General features: G+C 57.0%; 19 protein-coding genes. 7 read left to right on the top strand and 12 right to left on the bottom strand.

Annotated elements, in window-relative coordinates; all coding sequences use genetic code 11:
• On the bottom strand, positions 1-555 hold a 555-nt coding region (locus BLT77_RS08865; RefSeq protein ID WP_483863926.1), incomplete at its 3' end, for a transposase.
• A 252-nt stretch (positions 556-807) separates the two neighbouring features.
• On the opposite strand from BLT77_RS08865, the gene BLT77_RS08870 reads away from it, so the two are divergent.
• Positions 808-1,650 carry a hypothetical protein gene (locus tag BLT77_RS08870; protein ID WP_090364866.1) on the top strand — a complete coding sequence of 281 codons (843 nt, stop codon included), beginning with the start codon at positions 808-810 and terminating at the stop codon, positions 1,648-1,650.
• Here BLT77_RS08870 and BLT77_RS08875 read toward each other — a convergent pair.
• Positions 1,647-2,249 carry a TetR/AcrR family transcriptional regulator gene (locus BLT77_RS08875; RefSeq protein ID WP_090364867.1) on the bottom strand — a complete coding sequence of 201 codons (603 nt, stop codon included), beginning with the start codon at positions 2,247-2,249 and terminating at the stop codon, positions 1,647-1,649. The two genes, BLT77_RS08870 and BLT77_RS08875, sit on opposite strands and share 4 nt — an antisense overlap.
• 196 nt (positions 2,250-2,445) lie before the next feature.
• On the opposite strand from BLT77_RS08875, the gene BLT77_RS08880 reads away from it, so the two are divergent.
• Positions 2,446-3,141 (top strand): DJ-1/PfpI family protein, encoded by a 696-nt coding sequence (locus BLT77_RS08880; RefSeq protein ID WP_090364869.1) that lies wholly within the window; start codon positions 2,446-2,448, stop codon positions 3,139-3,141.
• Positions 3,142-3,381: 240 nt separating this feature from the next.
• Here the strand turns inward: BLT77_RS08880 and BLT77_RS08885 are convergent, their stop codons facing one another.
• Positions 3,382-5,289 carry a methyl-accepting chemotaxis protein gene (locus BLT77_RS08885; protein ID WP_483863927.1) on the bottom strand — a complete coding sequence of 636 codons (1,908 nt, stop codon included), beginning with the start codon at positions 5,287-5,289 and terminating at the stop codon, positions 3,382-3,384.
• A gap of 465 nt (positions 5,290-5,754) precedes the next feature.
• On the opposite strand from BLT77_RS08885, the gene BLT77_RS08890 reads away from it, so the two are divergent.
• Together BLT77_RS08890 and BLT77_RS08895 are read left to right on the top strand one after the other, a co-directional pair.
• Positions 5,755-6,066 carry a YciI family protein gene (locus BLT77_RS08890; RefSeq protein ID WP_090364872.1) on the top strand — a complete coding sequence of 104 codons (312 nt, stop codon included), beginning with the start codon at positions 5,755-5,757 and terminating at the stop codon, positions 6,064-6,066.
• Between the two features lie 128 nt (positions 6,067-6,194).
• Positions 6,195-7,016, top strand: a complete 822-nt coding sequence (locus BLT77_RS08895; RefSeq protein ID WP_090364874.1) for an alpha/beta fold hydrolase — start codon at positions 6,195-6,197, stop codon at positions 7,014-7,016.
• A gap of 38 nt (positions 7,017-7,054) precedes the next feature.
• On the opposite strand, the gene BLT77_RS08900 is transcribed toward BLT77_RS08895, so the two are convergent.
• The 5 genes from BLT77_RS08900 to BLT77_RS08920 all read right to left on the bottom strand — a co-directional run bounded on the left by BLT77_RS08900 (position 7,055) and on the right by BLT77_RS08920 (position 11,588).
• Positions 7,055-7,780: an amino acid ABC transporter ATP-binding protein gene (locus tag BLT77_RS08900; protein ID WP_090364876.1), complete on the bottom strand. Its 726-nt coding sequence runs from the start codon at positions 7,778-7,780 to the stop codon at positions 7,055-7,057.
• The gene (locus tag BLT77_RS08905; RefSeq protein ID WP_090364877.1) at positions 7,773-8,450 is read right to left on the bottom strand and encodes an amino acid ABC transporter permease; all 678 of its coding nucleotides are present in this window, start codon (positions 8,448-8,450) and stop codon (positions 7,773-7,775) included. The genes BLT77_RS08900 and BLT77_RS08905 overlap by 8 nt, the downstream gene beginning before the upstream one ends.
• A 4-nt stretch (positions 8,451-8,454) precedes the next feature.
• Complete coding sequence (locus BLT77_RS08910) at positions 8,455-9,180, bottom strand: basic amino acid ABC transporter substrate-binding protein (RefSeq protein ID WP_090364879.1); 726 nt, start codon at positions 9,178-9,180, stop codon at positions 8,455-8,457.
• Between the two features lie 345 nt (positions 9,181-9,525).
• Entirely contained in the window at positions 9,526-10,527 is a 1,002-nt protein-coding gene (locus BLT77_RS08915) for a DUF2955 domain-containing protein (protein ID WP_090364883.1), read from the bottom strand.
• Positions 10,527-11,588: an HlyD family secretion protein gene (locus BLT77_RS08920; RefSeq protein WP_090364884.1), complete on the bottom strand. Its 1,062-nt coding sequence runs from the start codon at positions 11,586-11,588 to the stop codon at positions 10,527-10,529. The genes BLT77_RS08915 and BLT77_RS08920 overlap by 1 nt, the downstream gene beginning before the upstream one ends.
• A 97-nt stretch (positions 11,589-11,685) precedes the next feature.
• On the opposite strand from BLT77_RS08920, the gene BLT77_RS08925 reads away from it, so the two are divergent.
• The gene (locus tag BLT77_RS08925; protein ID WP_218126919.1) at positions 11,686-12,564 is read left to right on the top strand and encodes a LysR family transcriptional regulator; all 879 of its coding nucleotides are present in this window, start codon (positions 11,686-11,688) and stop codon (positions 12,562-12,564) included.
• A gap of 103 nt (positions 12,565-12,667) precedes the next feature.
• Here BLT77_RS08925 and BLT77_RS20265 read toward each other — a convergent pair whose 3' ends face one another.
• The 3 genes from BLT77_RS20265 to BLT77_RS08935 form a co-directional block, all read right to left on the bottom strand.
• Positions 12,668-12,829 (bottom strand): hypothetical protein, encoded by a 162-nt coding sequence (locus BLT77_RS20265; RefSeq protein ID WP_176819249.1) that lies wholly within the window; start codon positions 12,827-12,829, stop codon positions 12,668-12,670.
• 350 nt (positions 12,830-13,179) lie between these two features.
• Positions 13,180-14,163, bottom strand: a complete 984-nt coding sequence (locus BLT77_RS08930) for an ABC transporter permease (protein WP_176819250.1) — start codon at positions 14,161-14,163, stop codon at positions 13,180-13,182.
• Entirely contained in the window at positions 14,160-15,044 is an 885-nt protein-coding gene (locus tag BLT77_RS08935) for an ABC transporter ATP-binding protein (RefSeq protein WP_090364889.1), read from the bottom strand. Before BLT77_RS08935 ends, BLT77_RS08930 begins: the two co-directional genes overlap by 4 nt.
• Before the next feature lie 192 nt (positions 15,045-15,236).
• On the opposite strand from BLT77_RS08935, the gene BLT77_RS08940 reads away from it, so the two are divergent.
• A complete protein-coding gene (locus BLT77_RS08940) occupies positions 15,237-16,124 on the top strand; it encodes an ABC transporter substrate-binding protein (RefSeq protein WP_090364891.1) in 888 nt (295 codons plus the stop codon).
• Here BLT77_RS08940 and BLT77_RS08945 read toward each other — a convergent pair.
• Positions 16,121-16,426: a hypothetical protein gene (locus BLT77_RS08945; RefSeq protein ID WP_090364896.1), complete on the bottom strand. Its 306-nt coding sequence runs from the start codon at positions 16,424-16,426 to the stop codon at positions 16,121-16,123. The genes BLT77_RS08940 and BLT77_RS08945 overlap by 4 nt on opposite strands.
• Before the next feature lie 260 nt (positions 16,427-16,686).
• Between BLT77_RS08945 and BLT77_RS08950 the strand changes: the two genes are divergently transcribed.
• Positions 16,687-17,655, top strand: coding sequence for a DmsE family decaheme c-type cytochrome (locus BLT77_RS08950; protein ID WP_090365080.1), 969 nt, complete (start codon positions 16,687-16,689; stop codon positions 17,653-17,655).

Here is a 17,655-nt window from a genome sequence, read left to right on the forward strand (position 1 = left end):
GGCCATGCAGGCAAGCAGGGCCTGTTCATCCAGTAGTGCCTGAGATTTAAACCGCCCCTCCCAGAACCGGCCGGTGCACTCGTCCTCTTTGTTGGCTTCGCGGGCGATGTACTCGTTGAGAGAGCGCATAAACCAGCTTAAATCGGCCAGTCGGGTTCGGTACAGCTCCGCTTTGCGCTTCACCTGGTTCAGCTCAACTTGGGTCAGGTTGTCACGCTGGTCGTCATCGCAATAGCGGCGGGTCAGGTCGGTTCCGGCAAACACGCGGTGCCAGCGATGGAGCACTTCCAGGGTACTCCAGGCATTGGCCTTTGGTGCATCCACATGGAGCACCAGATGGGTATGGTTGGTCATCACGGCAAAGGCGCAGATATCGATTGAAAAAGCGTCGCTGAGCGCCAGCAATCGTTTTTCGACCCAGTCGCGGCGGTGTTCATAGCTGATGCCGGTGTAGGTATCGACGCCGCAAAGGAAACTGCGGCGCACACAACGACTGACGCAGTGATAGAAAGGGGTATCTTGCAGCGATACCAGCTGTTTTCTGGCGGTGGGCATAGTCTCATCCTTGAAACTGATAAGAGTTCAGTGTAGCTGATGGGGAGTCGGGCAGACTCGATGAGGTGCCTTCATGATGAAGTGGAAGCGACTAAACAAGGGTGTCTGTTTAACTGTTTAAGGACTCAGCATGGGTGTCTTTGTAGGGAGATTAAGGTGGGTGTCTTGATAAGGGGAGGGGAATGTTTCATCGCTTCTGATAGTATGAGGGTATTACTATCAACGAGTTAACACCAGTGCGAGGAGTTGGTCATGCTGGATGCGGTCTGTACCCATGGCGGTGAGGTATGTACTTACAACATCTTTGACTTTCAGAAGCTGGATCCGGCGGTCATTGAGCTTAAACGCCAGCACTTACAATGCCCGAACCCCGACTGCACCGGCAAGGCGTATTATCGCCGTGCCAGTATCGATGGCAAGGCGGCCTGTTTTGGCTCCCGCTACCACATAGCCGGCTGTGACGAGGGGCGTTCCTCGGAACAGGGCAGCAGGGAACTGCAGCAGGCTCAGGAGGTACGCCAGCTTTTGCTCGCAGGTGAGGAGGTTCGCTTTGATTTCAGCCCTGTGGCGGTCAAAGGCCGATCCGAGCCGGTGACGCCTCTCGCAGCCACCAAGGCGGACACCCGCCCTGGCTCCTCCCCGGATAAGGTAAACAAATCAGCGAAACCGGCCAGTATCGGCATGGACAAGGCTCTGGCCAGTTTGATGCGTGGCAGCGGCCTGGATACGTCGGAGACGGTGATTCAGCTGGACGGCCGATTCAACTTTAAAGCCAAAAACCTGTTTGTGAACTTTGCCGATGCCGAGCCGCAAGCCTCTGCTGCCGACGTAAAACCCAAGATGTTTTGGGGAACCATCTCCCATACCGATGCGGATCTGGAGTGGCTGAACCCCTCGGACTGCGACGATGTGGGCATCCCCATTGCCCGCTATAAGAAGGCAATCCTGGCGCGTTTTGGCATTACCGATCGACGTGACCTGGAGGGGGCGGGGTTAATCCTGTACGGCAAGTGTTTTTGGAATCGTAGTAAAACAAGGAAAATCATCGAGTTGTGGGATGCCGAACGGATCTTTATCTCCGTCCTGACCGACTAAGGGTTCCCGGTACCGTTAGGCTTGCACCTAAGAGTGATGGAGGCGTGCACCTGGGCCTGAATCAGGCGTTGCAGGGTCGTGGCTTTACCGTTTGCCGATGCAAGCTTCGGTCCTTCAACGACCTGGACCACTATCTCTATCATCAGAGCAGCAAGGGCACCGGAGAGTTCGGTAATCTCAATATCAAACCGCTGTGCTTTGAAAGCCTCCGCCAGTCTGACTGCAATCTGCTTAGCCAGGTTGCCTTTCAACAACCTTAGTGCCTGGTTCCAATCGTTGCCCAACTTGTAGGGCATGGAGCGTCTAAAGCCACTTTCGCGGTTGATGATGTCTAGTATATTCACCACCGACGGTGGGGGTTGGTTATCCAACCATTGGTCCGGCGCGGAATAGCCTTCCAACAGTCGTGAAAAAACGCCTTGGTGCAGCGCCACAAACAGATCGAGCTTGCGCTCGTAATGGCGGTAGAAGGTGGTCTTGCCAACATTGGCCTGGTCGATGATTTCGGAGACCGTAATATCGCAGTAATCTTTTTGGCCTAGTAGTGATTGAAATGCCGTCAGGATTCTTTTCTTACTTCGGTTCGGTGTGCTGACCATGAACTGACCTGCCAATTGGGAGTATGGATAGAGTAATGATCTTACTGGGGCTGGCAAGCACACAGACCGGTTTAGCAACTAAACCGGAACCTTTACGGTCATTGGTTCCGTTTGGCACTCCAGTGGTGATTCGACTCTGCTGAGATGGCGCCATGGTTGTCATAGTGGTCCGGTCTTTTACTCTCAGGATTTTATTATGACCCCTTGCTTCGACCGCTCCAGCGCCGTTACCAAGGCGACCCCAATGAATGTTGGCATTTTTCTGTTCCCCGGAATGACCATGATGGACGCTTACGCACCGCTGCAGGTGTTGGCATTAAGCGAGTCGTTTACCGTGTTTACCTTTGCCGCGACCACAGAGCCGCTTGCCTGTGATGCCGGAGTCATGTTGATGCCCCAATACGGCTTTTCAAACTTGCCTGAGATCGATGTGTTGTTGGTGCCCGGCGGCGCCAATCCCGAGACGCAGATGCAGGACCCACTGGTGCTGGCGGTGTTACGTAAACTGGGGCAGAGAGCGAAGTACGTTACTTCTGTCTGTACTGGAGCGCTCATTCTGGCGCAGACCGGGCTGCTGGACGGCTATCGAACCACGGTGCACTGGGCCTATTCCGAGGCGCTGACGCGGTTTCCCAAGGTGATTCATGATGACGGGCGCCTGGTTCATGATCGCAATCGAATCAGCGGCGGTGGCATTACTGCCGGCCTGGACTTTGCGCTGTACCTGATCGGTGAGATTGGCGGTCGCTCCGAAGGGGCGGCGATGGAGTTGTTGTTGGAGTACGCTCCGCAGCCGCCGTTTGCCTGCGGCCACCCCAGCCAGGCACCTTTGCCGTTAAGGCAAGCTCTTCAAGAGAAGGTCATCAATATGGCTAAAGGGTTGTTTGATTAACGGTGGAACGGGCTTTGAGGTCATCGGCCTGGTAAAACGGTCGGGTTTGTCATCAACCGGTAGCGACCGCCTTCCTTTTCCATTTTGCTCCTGCCTGCAAACTTTGCGTATTAGACTGATTAATATGGGAAGAGTTTGACGTGCACCTGGTTTTTCGTGGTGGCTGAGACCCTGTCGTTTCGGCTGAAGCAGGGGGGGCCAGAGGGCGATGACCCACCGCCGAAGCGGTGGGCCGGTGGCTCAGAGTTTGAACTGACCGATCTGATGTTGCAGCTGAACCGACAGCTGGGCCAGGTGCTCCCCGGAGGCGGCGGCCTGGGCTGCACCTTCTGTGGTTTCGGCAACAATATCATTGATGTTGTTGACGTTCTGGTTGATTTCAGCCGATACCGCCGATTGCTCGTTGGCGGCGCTGGCAATCTGCATGTTCATCTCCGTGATGTGATTGACCGCCTGATTGATGCCATCGAGGGCCACATCGGCATTGCCGGCCTGGTCCACGCAGGCTGCGGTGGTGGATTTGCTGCGCTGCATGACGTTGACTGCCTTGGCGGACCCGGCCTGCAGTTGTTCAATCATCTGCTGAATCTCCTGGGTCGAGGCCTGGGTTCGACTGGCCAGGGTGCGAACCTCATCGGCGACCACCGCAAACCCTCGCCCTTGTTCTCCGGCCCGGGCCGCTTCAATGGCGGCATTGAGGGCCAGCAGGTTGGTCTGATCGGCGATGTTACGTATCACCTCAAGTACGCTGTCGATGTGGCTGGTTTCGGTTTCCAGCTGGCTGATCACCTGCGAGGCCTGTTCAATCTCCTGTGCCAGCTGGTTGATGGAACCTGATACCGCATCCACCACCCGTTTGCCCTCGGCGGTGGAGTCATTGGCCTTTTGGGCGGCATCGGCGGCCAGAGTGGCGTTCTGGGCTACCTCCTGCACCGTGGCGCTCATCTGGTTCATGGCCGTGGCCGCTTGCTCGGTCTCCTGTTGCTGGCGCTCCATTCCCACTCTGGCGCCATCGGTGATCGACGCCATCTGTTCGGCAGAGCCGGCCAACTGATCACTGGCACCGGCTACTTGCGAGATGGTGTGGTGCACTTTTATGGCAAAGTGGTTGAAGGCGCGGGCCAGATCTGCCAGTTCGTCGCTGCCGGAGTCGTCCAGGCGAAGGGTCAGATCGCCATCGCCCTCGGCGATGTTGTTCATGGTTTGCGTGGTTTCGATGATGGGGCGGGAGATCCCCCGGCCAATGCCCCAGGCGATGCCGGCCCCGAAAATCAGCGCCATCAGTCCGGTCAGCAGCACCCGGTTGCGAACGTCGGCCAGGGCCGCAGCATTGTGGCTGCGATCCATGGCTATCTCCAGCACGCCGATGGGGCGCCCGGAGAAGTCGTTGACCGCATGACGGTAAACGGCGTAAGGCTGGTCGTCGAGCAGCACCTGTTCGGTACTCGGTTTGCCGGAAATGGCCTGTTGCAGCACTTCGGGTGACGACAGTATCTGGCCATCCAGGGTTGAGCCAAAGGCGGTAAATTGCTGGTCTTTTTGCGTGTACAGGGCAATCTCTACCTGATACGCCTGCTTGAATTCATCGAAAAAAGCCTGGCCAAAAGAGATGCCAAACTCCACCGAGCCGATGGGCTGCTGTTGGTATGCCACGGGCACCACACCACGGATACCGATGCCCGCGACCCCTTTTTCCAGACCGCGAATCGGTTGCTGATCGCGGTTGGTCCGGACTACGGTTTTGCGGAAAGAGGACAGGTCATCGCCAAACTTTGCCGGTTTGTGCACCCTCAGGAACGAGGTGGCGGGGGCGGTATGAAACTGAAACTGGCGCACGGCAAAGTCGGATTTCATCTTGCCGAACACCGGCAGCGTGCGACTGAGCAGGCGGTCGCGATCGCGATTGGCAAAGGCCGACTGAATCTCTGGCGTTTGTGCTACCACAGTGGCCAGGGCTTCGGCCAGCTTACCGGAGGCATCGATCTGGGCGCTGGCGGTTTCGTACAGTTTGGTTAACTCCCGTTCTTCGGCGCTATCGATCACCTTGGACAACTGGGACAGCACCAGCGGAATCACCACCGACATCACCACCACCAGCATGGTGCAGATGCCGATTACGATGCGGTTACCAATGTTGGGTTTTTTCACCACGAGATTCTCCGTTTGCAGGGCAGGGCGATGGCCGGTTTGCGGACCAACCTGTTCGCCTTACCGGCTTTTGCGGGGTCGCAAAAGTGTGTAAGTCATGGGGTTAGGTTACTCAAGTGATTGAAAATGATGTGAGAACAAAGGCGCGTTTTGACCGAGCGCCCAGACCAAGTGCCATTTCTATAAGAGGGGTCACAGAGCCGCGCAAAGGGCAGGATCCAGCGCAGAATTGCGCCGGTCGCAGAGCAAAGTTTCACTTTTGGGCCCGCGCTTTTCCCATCTTCTTGGCGTAGCGACCGGGCGCCTTGTTCCTTGTTCGCCATAAGGCCGCTGATGGAGGGGGACTTCCATAGTGAAAAGTTGTCGATGGCTTTTGAACAAAATTACGCTGTTGTTGACACGCTCGGGCCGCTAAGCTGATGAAATAGGCACAATGGCCGCAAATTTAGGGAGTGTAAACCCATCATGGAACAGTTTTTATGCCGATTGTCTCCAACCCGTGATGACATGTTAGCCCAGGGCCCGACGCCCCAGGAGTCGGCTGCCATCGACGCGCACTTTCGTTACCTGGCTGAGTTGACCGAACAGGGAAGCGTGCTGATGGCGGGGCGAACCCTGGTGACCGACGAACGGGCACAGGGGCTGGTGATTCTAAAGGTCACCAATGAGGCGCAGGCCCGGGCGTTGATGCTGGCGGATCCTGCGGTCAGCGAAGCGGTGATGCGAATGGAGCTACTGCCGTTTCGGGTGGCACTGTGGTCAGAACAGTCTCCCTAGGCTGCAGCGCTGACCCTTTAACGAGCTAAGGTTGTGTAACTGCTTCATTCAGGTGATGAAGTGGATTCTGTAAATGGGGTAGAGTGATGGCTTTAGTGTCATATTTTGCTTTCGACAGGATAAAAACGATGCATAACATAGAGATTCAGGGCAGCAGGCTGGCCTATTTGGACGTCGGCCAGGGGCCGGTGCTGCTGTTTGGCCACAGCTACTTGTGGGACAGCGCCATGTGGGCTCCGCAGGTAGAGGTGCTCAGTCAACATTACCGCTGCATCGTTCCGGATCTCTGGGATCATGGTCAATCCGGTCCTCGCCCCGCCGGCTGTCGTAACCTGGCCGGGGTGGCGGATACCATGCTGGCGTTGATGGACGCTCTGCAGATCGAGGAGTTTACGGTAGTGGGGTTGTCGGTGGGCGGCATGTGGGGCACCGAGTTGGCCCTGAAAGCCCCGGCCCGGGTTCAGGCGCTGGTGTTGATGAACACTTTTGTCGGCTTGGAACCGGAGGTGACCCACCAGAAGTACTTCGGCATGTTGAGAATGATTGAGCAAACCGGCGGCGTGCCAGCCCCGATGGCGGAGCAGATTGTGCCGCTGTTTTTTGCCAATGATGTCAAGCAGGCCAATCCCGGGCTGGCTGACGGTTTTAAAGCCGTATTATTGGGGTTGGCGCCCGAGCGGGTGGAGGGCGTGGTGGCCATGGGCAGAATGATTTTCGGCCGCCGGGATCTGATCGACCAGTTGCCGAAACTAACCCTGCCGGTGTTGATTCTCACCGGGCAGCAGGATAAAGCCCGCTCGGTGCTGGAGAGTTATCTGATGCAGGACGAGATCACCGCCAGTGTGCTGAAAGAGATCCCCCATGCCGGGCACATCTCAACCCTGGAGAACCCGGGGTTTGTCAACGACGCTCTTGGCGCGTTTTTGCAGCAAGCGATTCGTCGCGGCTGACTGACTCCCCTGGCGTTGTGCCAGGGGAGTGAGACCGATTAACGCAGCACCTTGCTTAAAAAAGCTTGGGTTCTGGGGTGTTGCGGCTGGTCGAACAGCGCTTTAGGTTCGCTGCTCTCAACAATTTCACCCCCGTCGATAAAGACCACCCGATCGGAGACCTCGCGGGCGAAACCCATCTCGTGAGTGACGATGACCATGGTCATCCCCTGTTCGGCCAGTGATTTCATCACGTCCAGTACGTCGCCCACCATCTCTGGATCCAGGGCGGAGGTGGGCTCATCAAACAACATCATGTCTGGTTTCATCGCCAGTGCCCGGGCGATGGCCACCCGCTGCTTCTGGCCGCCAGAGAGGCTGGAGGGGTAGACGTCGGCCTTATCGGCCAGTCCCACCAGCGTCAGTAACTCAACCGCATAACCATCGGCCTGGGATTGACTCATGACCCCCAGTTTCACCGGTGCCAGGGTGATGTTCTGGCGCACGGTTTTGTGGGGAAACAGATTGAAGTTCTGAAACACCATGCCGACGTTCTGACGCAGCTTATCCACGCAGGCTCCCGGGGCGGTGATCGATTCACCCTCGATGACGATGTCGCCACTGCTGGGTTGCTCCAGTAGGTTGATGCAGCGCAAAAAGGTGCTCTTGCCGCTGCCACTGGGGCCGATCACACTGACCACTTCGCCGGCCTTGATGTGCTCACTGATCCCCTTTAATACCTCGACATCGCCGTAGCTCTTATGCAGGTTGCTTATTTTAATCACTTTGTTTGAGCCTCTTTTCGAACCGGGACAACATAAAGGTGAAGGTATAGGTCAGAATCAGGTAGATAAGGGCACAGGTAAACAGCGGTACCACGTCTTCAAAGGTGCGGCTGCGGATGATCTCACCGGCCCGCATCAGATCCACTCCGCCGATAAAGCCGATGACCGCGGTTTCCTTCAACAGCACGATAAACTCATTCCCCAATGCCGGCAGAATGTTCTTCAGCGCCTGTGGCAGAATCACGGCTTTCATGGTCTGGCCATGGGACAGCCCCAGTGAACGGGCGGCTTCCATCTGGCCTTTGTCCACCGCTTGAATCCCGGCGCGAATAATTTCAGAGATGTAGGCGCCGCTGTTGAGGCCGAAAGCGATGATGGCGGCGCTGATCTTATCCACGTCCAGTGATGACAGTACGATGAAGTACAGGATCACCAGCTGAATCACCACCGGGGTACCCCGAATAATGCCGACGTACAGGTTGGCCGGCCAGGTCAGATACCATTTGCCGGACATCTTCATCAGGGTGGTTCCGACCCCGAGAATGGCGCCGAGAATGATGGCGAAAAAGGTCACCATCAGGGTCACTTTCAGGCCGTTGAGGATCAGCAGGCCGCCGATCAGCCCATCGTTACCGATGGGCGTAAACAGGGAATCAATGACTGCTTGCATGGCGCTACTTCATGTACTTGGTGATCAGAGCGTCGTAGCTGCCGTTGCTTTTCATGGCGTCGAGGCTGGCGTTGACCTGCTTGAGCAGTTCCGGATTGTCCTTGGACACGGCCAGACCATAGTACTCAGGATCAAAGTTCAGTTTTTGCAGTTTCAGGTTGGGGTTTTTCTGCAGGTGATTGGCCGCAGGTTCGCTGTCGAACAGCACCAGATCGACCTTGCCGTTTTTCAGCTCCATCATGGCTTCAAAACCGGTATTAAAGGCGGTGACCTGCTCGGTAAAGGTTTTGGCCATGATGTCGCCGGTGGATCCCAGCTGCACGGCAAAGTGCTTACCCTTGAGATCATCGACAGAGTGGATCTGGTCGTCCTGCTTTTGGGTGATCACCACCTGGGTGGCTTCGTAGTAGGGATCGGAGAACGCAACGCTGGCCTGACGTTCGGGGGTGATGGTCATGCCAGCGGCGATCATATCGATCTTGCCGGAGTTCAGCGCCACAATCAGCGAATCGAACTTCATGTTTTCAACTTTGAGGGTTTTGCCGCTGTCCTCGGCAATCTGTTTGACGATGTCGATATCGAAACCTTTGATTTCATCGCCACTGGCGCCACCGATATATTCAAACGGAGGGAAGGCGGCGTTGGTGCCGACCACCAGTACGTCCTCTTTTTTATTGCAGCCGGTGAGGGCGATCAGGGTCAGGCTCAGGGCGGCCAGGGTCTTTTTCATGGGGCACTCTCTGTATCGAAAAACGTCATTGACACGGACTATAAACAGAGAGAATTTTCCAGTCAATACTTATGCGCTTTTTTTGAATAATTAATCTTTAGTGGCGGTAGGGATTGAGCGCACTGATAACTTGGCGTTTACATTTTGTGGCGATTTTGTGACTTGCATCAAGCTTTGTGTGGCTGGGTTACGGGGGTTGTTTTGCTTTATGGCTAATGGCCGGCCAAGCGGGCGGCATCATAAGCGCGGAGCGACCGTTTGGTGAATTTTTATTCAATATGGCCTGTCGAAAGGGAGGGGGGGGCGGCGCCAGGCAGCCCCCCGGGTGAAAGGGGAGCCCTCCGGCTACTGAGCACTCGCCAGGTTAGGTTTCTGGGGCCAGAGCTGGTGAATGAGGGCAAACAGCAAGGCGGTAATGACGACCAGTGACAGGGTTGAGCTAAACCGATACAGGGTGGAAAAAAACAGATCTTTCTGGCCTGGGACCACACCGGACATCAATACCACCAGTGATGAGATACCGGCAAACCCTATGGCGCTGCGCTCGCCGCCCTGGCAGACCCAGTAGGCGAATGGGCCTAAAAACAGGCTAAAGCCCAGCAGGTACAGGGTAAAGTTGTCGATGTAGGAAAACAGCAGCAGTTGCAGGGACAACGCTGCACTGCAGCCGATGACGGTTCCGACAATGCGCGCCCGGGTGGCGATTGCGCTGCCATTTAGGCTCATGGGGGTCAGCAGTAAAATGGCGGCCCCCTGGGCCGATAGGGTGTCACTGAGATCCAGCAGTTGAAACGCGCCAAATAGCAGCATCACCATCCACCAGCACAGTTTCAGGTTATGCAGCAGTACCGAAGGGGGGGGCGGATTGCCGGCCGATGCGGATGTCGCGCTCTGGCCGGGAAACAGCAGAAACATCAGCGCGGTGATGGCGGCAGCGGCAACGGCCGAGGCCATCAGATCCAGACTGAAATCCAGAAGGTCGAAACTGTCGAAGCTGCCGACATTGAGCAGAATCGATCCCACCGCCAGATTGGCAAAGCCGAATAGGTAGCTACCCGGGTGGGTCATGGCGATGCAGTTGACTGCCATCCACAGGGCGACGGCGGTCAGCATCAACATTGGGAAAGGCTGCAGAAACCCCAGGATCAGGTTGGCGATCAGACAGGCAATGAGGATGGACTGCTGCAGTTGCCGGGCCGCCAGGCCACTCCACTGGTTCAGCCTTGACAGCAGTACCAGCGAGAACAGGGGGGTGAACATGGCACCATAGCTCCAACTGGTTATGGTGCATAGAGCAAACGCCAGGCTGGCGCCAAGCCACAGCCGCTTTAGCATTGAAGCGGCCATCAGTAGATGAAATGCAACAGGCTGATCAGCGAGATCTGCAGTCGGGCCAGGGTGCTCCAGAGGCTGTTCTCTTCCGGGTAGAGGGTAACGGACGCACGGGAGCCGATGAACAGCTGATCGGGCAGAGAGCGGTTTGGAGTCAGGTTGAGGCGAACCCGTTGTGAATCTCGTACCCATCGGTTACTGACCTGAATGCTAGCCAGGGTGCCATTGGCGGTTTGCTGCGCCTGGGCTACGCCCATGTCGCGAGTGCCGATGGAGATGGCAAACACCTCTCCGGGAAGCGCATCGTAGGCCACTAGAGCCTTGGAATCTGTGGTCATCATGGCCAGGGCTTTCTCCCGAAAATCGGCACTGATCCACAGTGAGTCGGCGGGCACAAAGGAGAGCAGGGGCTGATGGGCGTTGGCGTAGCTGCCGGTGACCAGTTGCAGGTTGGAAACGGTACCGGCCTCCGGTGCGCGAATCTCGGTGTAGCTGAGATTTAGCTGTGATTGCTTGAGCGCATTTTCGGCCAGGGCCACCGCAGAGGTGCTTCCGTTAACCAGTTGTACTTCAAGGGTTTTTAGTTGTTGCTTGGCCATGTTTCGATCTGCTTCGGCAGCCAGAACCGCGGTCCGGTTTTGATCCAGCACTGATTGCGAAACCAACTGTTGCTCGCCCATCTTTCGGGCGCGATTGTACTCTTTTGAGGCGTGCTCAAAATTGGCCTGGCTGCTGGCCAGTTGTGCCTGTGCCGCTTGAATCTGAGCCATCAGCACCTGCTGCTGTTCCCGGGCCTGATGCAGGGCCAGCCTGGCCTGGTCCAGCGCCAGTTTGAAGCGGCGATTATCGAGAGAGAACAGTAACTGACCGGCGTCGACACGATCGTTGTTGCTAACGTACACGGCGGTGACGGTGGCCGATACCTCCGTTGCCAGCTGGACCACCCGGCCCTGAACCCGGCCTTCGGTGGTGACCGGTGCAAAGCGATCGGCGATGACCACATACAGGGCAACAACAATAAACAGGGCGATCAGGCTGAAAGTCCAGCGTTTAAAAACGGCATCCAGGGTAGGCATAACGGGTCCGGTTCGATAAATGGAGGGCAAGTATAGAGATTGTTATTGGTTTCATATAGGGGGCATAATGGCACCTATATGACCTAATAGAGAGACAATGATGACTCAGCTCGATGATCTCAACCTGTTTGTGATGACGGTTCGGCATCAGGGGATCAGCGCCGCGGCCAAAGCCGCCGGAATGCCACGCTCACGGGTCAGTCGTCGATTGCAGGAGCTGGAAAAAGCGCTGGGGTGTCAGTTGCTGATCCGCACCACCCGCCACATCGAGCTGACCGAAAATGGCCGTATGCTGTTTGACCAGACGCAGGCGTCGCTGAACACCCTCAATACTGCCATGAGCCGGTTGCAGCAGCGCCGAATGCAGATGGAGGGGCCGCTGAGACTGGCGGTGCCGGCGGCGGTGGCGTCATCGCCGACCTTTATCTCTATGATGCAGCAGTATATTGAGAGGTTTCCCCGGGTCAATCTGGAGGTGTTTTATCACCAGCACAGTGTTGATCTGCAGCGGCAGAACATCGACATTCAGTTGCTGCCGTCAGAGTCGGAGGTGATCAACCTGGATTACGTCCGCCAGACCTTGCTGCCGTTTCCCTGCTGCTGGGCTGCGTCGCCGGCGTATCTGAGTAAGCACGGCCGTCCTCAGGACGAAGGCGAGTTGAAGCAGCATTCGCTGATCGCCAGCCGACATATCGCCGCCGTATTGCAGCAGGACTTGAGTTTTCGTCTGCGCTCGGATGATCTCCATATCGTCCAGCAACTGACGGCTCAGGGTATGGGCATTGGATTGCTGCCGGAGGTGTTTGTCAGGCGCACTCAACCGGAGTTTCAACTGGAGCGCCTGTTTGGCGATCGTTTGGCCATGGAGATGGGGCTGAGCCTGATCTACTCCTCCCGCACCTTCTTGCCGGAGAAGACGCGCAAGATGATCGATTTGATCCGTGACACTTTTATTCAGCTGAACCAGCAGTCGTAATCGACGCCGAGACGCCAGGGCCGGCCTGAGACCGGGTAAACCGCTCCGGCTTCCTTGATGTGACTTTCCAGTTGTGTCTAAAAAGGGGCGGGGCGGGGGAGCATCAGGCCGCAGAGCGGCCAATCCCTCTGGTTCGCCGGTTACAACTTGAGCCGCTGACGCTTTTTAAGCTGCCGCTCCAGCAGTGGCCGATTCCCAGGCCGATGACCACCATCAATACCAGGCTGGCACTCTCTTTCGCGGCATGGATCAGGGCGGTTTTCATACTGGCTCTCATGCGGTGGTTGATGGTGTGGTGCAGTACGCTGTGGTAGCGGTCAGTTGCCCCGATATAAGGTCGGGAAAATCCGATCCCCGATGGGGGACAATGGGGTGGAATAAGTAAGCGGATCCGGGCTGGTTCATGCGAAAATTCTTTTCACTTTTAATTGGTTGTTATTGTCGGCTGTGTCCAAGCTATCACCGGCAGCGACGGCGTCAATGGGCGGCGGGGGAGTGGGAGAGGGCGCGGAATGTCAGTGATGAACCCGTTTCTACGTGAGAATTCTCAGGTTGGACGGAACAACGTCGGGAGAGTCCGGCTCTCCCGATCCTTGAGCCGGCTATCCGCCTGGCTCAGTTCCAGCGAAAGCGCCAGCTGGCCAGCGCCATTGCCAACAGAGTAAAGAGGGCCAGGGGCCAAAGGTGGTGCGCGATGGCGCCGAGGCCGGCGCCGTCGATGATCACCGCCCGGTTGGCGTCATTCATGTGGGTCAGTGGCAGCAGGTCGGCCAGGGTCCGCACCCAGGGCTGACTGCCCTCGAGGCTGAACCAGATCCCGGACAGCAGCATCATCGGCCAGGAGAACAGGTTGAGCATGCCGTTGCTAAACTCCTCGGACCGGGTTTTGCTGGCGACCAGCAAGCCGAGGCTGATCATCGCCGCCGATCCCAGTGTGGTGGTAAGCAACAGCAGTAGCGGATTGCCGACGATGGGAATCGAGAACAGCAGGCACACCAGAGTAAACACCACCGCCGAGGTGGCGACGATGGTGCCCAGTCGGCTCAGTAATTGCGACGTCAGAAACTGCCACGGCTTAAGTGGCGTGACCTGCATGCGCCGAAGGACGCCGGTGCGCCGATAACGCACTACCACGTAGCCAACGCCGTAGAGGGCGGAAAACATCATGTTCATGCCGATGATGCCGGGTAGCAACCACTCCACATGACGAACGGCTTGGCCTTGTATCGTCTGCTTGGTCAAATTTGGTGCCCGGGCCAGCAACAGCTGCTCCACGATGTAGCCCCGGGCCGAATCGGGGTTGACCCAGTAGCGATCGCCTTCGATGGCCAGATCCACCAGATGGCGGGCCACCTTGTGTTTGGCCAGCGCACTGTCGGCGTAGGGGATCAGTTCGATGTGGCGAAGATCCCGCAACGCAGAGACGGCGCTTTGTGGGCCGACGATGCCGATCTGGTACAGCGGTTTGTCGTCGTCATCAAACACCAAAGTCAGGGCGATGACCAACACCAGAGGAAACAGCAGCGACCAGCCAAGGGCGGACTTGTCCCGTCCAAACTCCAGGTTTCGTGCGTGAATCAGTGCAAGCAGGGCGTTCATGACTGCAACGTGCTCCCGGTAAGTTTCAAGAAAAGGTCTTCCAGATTGGGCTGGCGGATGTTGAGTCCCTGCAGCGACACGCCGGCGCCACTGAGCCATTTCAGCACTCCGTCGGTGTCCCGGCACTCCAGTAACAGCTGCGGCCCCTGGCGATGAACTCGAATTTCTGCTGCTGGCGGATCCGGCAATCGGCGGTCCGACGGCAGGGACACCAGATGAGGAAAGAAGTGATCCTCGATCAACGTCATCGGGCTCTGTTCGGCGATGATTTGGCCCCTATCCATGATGGCGATGCGGTCACACAGTTGCTCCGCTTCCTCCATGTAGTGGGTGGTCATCAGGATGGTTTTGCCCTGGGCTTTGACTTTCTGCAGCAGGGCCCAAAACGCTTGACGGGCATTGGGATCCAGTCCGGTGGTGGGCTCATCGAGAAACAGCAATTGAGGGTCATTGACCAGACTCATGGCCAGTAGCAGCCGCTGGCGCTGGCCTCCGGACAGGTGGAAATGCAACTGATCCGCCACCTCGGTAAGCTGGCACTGCTCGAGCAGTGGCTCCAGCGGTACCGGCTTGGGGTAGAAGCTGGCAAACAGTTTCAGACAGTCCCTCACGCTCAGATAGTCGGGCAGGGCGGTGGATTGAAACTGAATGCCAATGGCGTGTTGGTATGAACGACTTAAGGGCTGGCCATTAAACAGGATGGTGCCGGAGTCTGGCGGGGTGATGCCTTCCAGCATCTCCAGGGTGGTGGATTTACCCGCGCCATTAGGTCCCAGTAGTCCGAAGCAGCTGCCTTGTTCGATGGCCAGATCGATGTGGTCCACTGCCAATTTTTCGCCGTAGCGTTTGCTCAAAGCCTGGGCATGTATCAGGGTGTTCAACGGGATGCCCTTTTACCTAAATGCAATTCAATGGCTCATTGTCCGGGCCTTTTGTTATGCAATCACTGTGGGTTTTAACAGAGTTTTGGGTCGGTTGCCGGAACTGTGCAATGGCTCTGACTTTACTGCTTCAACGCTGCGGCGACCGGCACTGGCGGAGTATGCTGACGCTTGGAAAACTAGGAGCCTGATATGTCTGTTTGTCGATGGCGCGTACGCCTGTTGTTATTGCTGGTGCTGGTGGCGCCGGCCAGTGTGTGGGCACAGCTTAGGGTGGTGTCTCTGGCTCCAAACTGGAGCCATACGGTGGCCGAACTGGGGCAGGAGGACAGTCTGGTGGGCGTGACTCGCTATGCTCGTTTCCCTGACAGCATTCCCCAGCGAGTCGCGCGCGGCGAACTGGCGGTGGTAGGGGGTTTCACCGACATCGATGTGGCGGCGGTACTGGCGCTGAAACCGGATCTGGTGCTCACCGCAACCGGTTTGCAGCAGAGATTGCAGCAGAGTTTGCAGCAACAGGGGGTGCGGGTCATCCACATGCAGGAGCGCAGTCTGGAGGAGGTCTATTTAAAGATTCAGGCCCTGGGGCAGGCTCTGGACGTGCCCAAGGCGGCCGACGCTATGGTAGAGCAGATTCAATCGGAATTGGCCGGGATTGCACGTCAGTACGCCCACCAGCCACGAGTCAGTGTTTATTACGAGATTAACTATCTGTACAAGTGCGTGCCGGGTGCCGACTCCTACATGACCGAGTTGATACGGATGGTGGGCGGCGAACCTGTGTTTGGTGACCGGCCGGGCATCGCCCCGGCGGTAAACTGGAATGAGGTGGTGGTGGCCAATCCACAGGTGATGTTGATGCCGTTGTGGCCCAATGCCGGCGGACCGGTTTTTGACGGCCCCCAGGCGGGCAGTGGCACCACCACGGTGGCAGAGGTTCGGGCCAGAGAGCAGGCCGACAAGGTGGATGCGGTGCGTCTGGATCAGGTGCGTTACATCGATTCGGCCGTGACTAAGCAGGCCGGCCCCAGCATCCCGTTGGCAGCGAGGTTGCTGGCCGAGGCCATTCACGGTGATTAATCGCCGGTGACGACCAGGTTATCGCGATCCGCTTCCGATAAGAACTGCTCCACTTTGCCGCAGCGGCGACAGGCATACAGCTGCAACGGCTGCTTCAGGCTCAGGGCCAGCAGCAGCGTCTGCAATGCCGGCGATGGGGTGATGGGCAGTGCTTGCAGGGGAACATCGCAGCGCAGGCATAAAGGTTGGGTGGCTACGTCGGGCAATCCGGTATCGAGGCTGCGGGCGGAGCAGCAGTGCCAGCATTGGGAAAACGCGTCGTCGTCGATAAGAACATTACAGTTGTTGCAAACCCAGGCCACAGGCTTCTCCTCTTGAGTGTGCGAATGACTATATCGTCATTGTCAGATATGAGTCTACGATAATAATTTCTTCAAGATCAGTTAACTAGTTCAAACTCCTGTCGCTTGCTAGTGCATATCTATCTATGGTCGCATTCGGGTCTCAACGGCCCCAAAAATTATGTTAGCCCGTTGGCAAAACCGCGATCACTGTGAAAAGCCCCAGAGTATTTACGCCTTCAACCCATTACCGTCTTGGGCAATGGGCGGCGGGATCGATGATGTTCAATCGCCTTAATTTCGATAAAAACAGCTTGGCAGAGATGATGATGAAAACAGTGACCGCTTTTGGAGCGATGATACTGGTGGCATTGGGAACCGCTGGCGCGGCCCAGGCTCAGCAACAGGACGTGCTGTTGCAACTGCAACAGAAATTTGAACAGGGGAAATACTCCAAAAAAGGGGCCGATGGCTGCATGATGTGCCATCGCAAAACCGAGGGTGTGGACGCCATTTTTGATGGTGTGCATGGCGATCCCAACACCGTCGCCGGCCCCATGGCCGGACTGCAGTGTGAAGCCTGCCACGGGCCTCAGGGTAAGCACCGGGGCAAGAATGAGCCCATGCTGACGTTTGGTGAAGACTCGCCGTTAACCGCCGACATGCAGAACAGCGTGTGCATGGGGTGTCACGACGACAGCCAGCGTATGGACTGGCATGGATCGGCGCACGTCTCGGAAGAGGTGGCCTGCACCGATTGTCACCAGGTGCACATCGCCAAAGACCCTGTGCTCAGTCGCAGCGGTCAGAACGACACTTGCCAACAGTGTCACACCAAGGTGAAGGCAGACAGCCACAAACGTTCGGCTCACCCTATTAAGTGGGATGAGATGAGCTGCAGCGATTGCCACAACCCTCATGGCTCGATGGCGGAGTCGGCACTGAATGAACCGATGCTCAATGACACCTGTTACACCTGCCATGCCGACAAGCGCGGCCCGTTCCTGTGGGAGCACGCGCCGGTGATGGAAAACTGCGCCAATTGTCACGATGCCCACGGCAGTGTCAATGAGCAGATGCTCAAGACCCGGGTGCCGATGCTGTGCAAACAGTGCCACGCCGAGTCTAATCACCCAAGCACCGTTCCCGGTGGCAATGGCAGCATTCAAACTGCTGGCCAGGGGTGCCTGAACTGTCATAGCCAGATCCACGGCTCGAACCATCCGTCCGGTCAGGCGTTTCAGTTTTAA

The sequence above is a fragment of the Ferrimonas sediminum genome, from assembly GCF_900100175.1.
Taxonomy (GTDB): domain Bacteria; phylum Pseudomonadota; class Gammaproteobacteria; order Enterobacterales; family Shewanellaceae; genus Ferrimonas; species Ferrimonas sediminum.

What these genes read in the sequence shown, in the direction of transcription:
- BLT77_RS08870 (WP_090364866.1), top strand. Translation starts at nt 808, where the DNA reads ATGCTGGATGCGGTCTGTACCCATGGCGGTGAGGTATGTACTTACAAC.
- BLT77_RS08875 (WP_090364867.1), bottom strand. Translation starts at nt 2,249, where the DNA reads ATGGTCAGCACACCGAACCGAAGTAAGAAAAGAATCCTGACGGCATTT.
- BLT77_RS08880 (WP_090364869.1), top strand. Translation starts at nt 2,446, where the DNA reads ATGACCCCTTGCTTCGACCGCTCCAGCGCCGTTACCAAGGCGACCCCA.
- BLT77_RS08890 (WP_090364872.1), top strand. Translation starts at nt 5,755, where the DNA reads ATGGAACAGTTTTTATGCCGATTGTCTCCAACCCGTGATGACATGTTA.
- BLT77_RS08895 (WP_090364874.1), top strand. Translation starts at nt 6,195, where the DNA reads ATGCATAACATAGAGATTCAGGGCAGCAGGCTGGCCTATTTGGACGTC.
- BLT77_RS08905 (WP_090364877.1), bottom strand. Translation starts at nt 8,450, where the DNA reads ATGCAAGCAGTCATTGATTCCCTGTTTACGCCCATCGGTAACGATGGG.
- BLT77_RS08910 (WP_090364879.1), bottom strand. Translation starts at nt 9,180, where the DNA reads ATGAAAAAGACCCTGGCCGCCCTGAGCCTGACCCTGATCGCCCTCACC.
- BLT77_RS08915 (WP_090364883.1), bottom strand. Translation starts at nt 10,527, where the DNA reads ATGGCCGCTTCAATGCTAAAGCGGCTGTGGCTTGGCGCCAGCCTGGCG.
- BLT77_RS08920 (WP_090364884.1), bottom strand. Translation starts at nt 11,588, where the DNA reads ATGCCTACCCTGGATGCCGTTTTTAAACGCTGGACTTTCAGCCTGATC.
- BLT77_RS08925 (WP_218126919.1), top strand. Translation starts at nt 11,686, where the DNA reads ATGATGACTCAGCTCGATGATCTCAACCTGTTTGTGATGACGGTTCGG.
- BLT77_RS20265 (WP_176819249.1), bottom strand. Translation starts at nt 12,829, where the DNA reads ATGAAAACCGCCCTGATCCATGCCGCGAAAGAGAGTGCCAGCCTGGTA.
- BLT77_RS08930 (WP_176819250.1), bottom strand. Translation starts at nt 14,163, where the DNA reads ATGAACGCCCTGCTTGCACTGATTCACGCACGAAACCTGGAGTTTGGA.
- BLT77_RS08940 (WP_090364891.1), top strand. Translation starts at nt 15,237, where the DNA reads ATGTCTGTTTGTCGATGGCGCGTACGCCTGTTGTTATTGCTGGTGCTG.
- BLT77_RS08950 (WP_090365080.1), top strand. Translation starts at nt 16,687, where the DNA reads ATGTTCAATCGCCTTAATTTCGATAAAAACAGCTTGGCAGAGATGATG.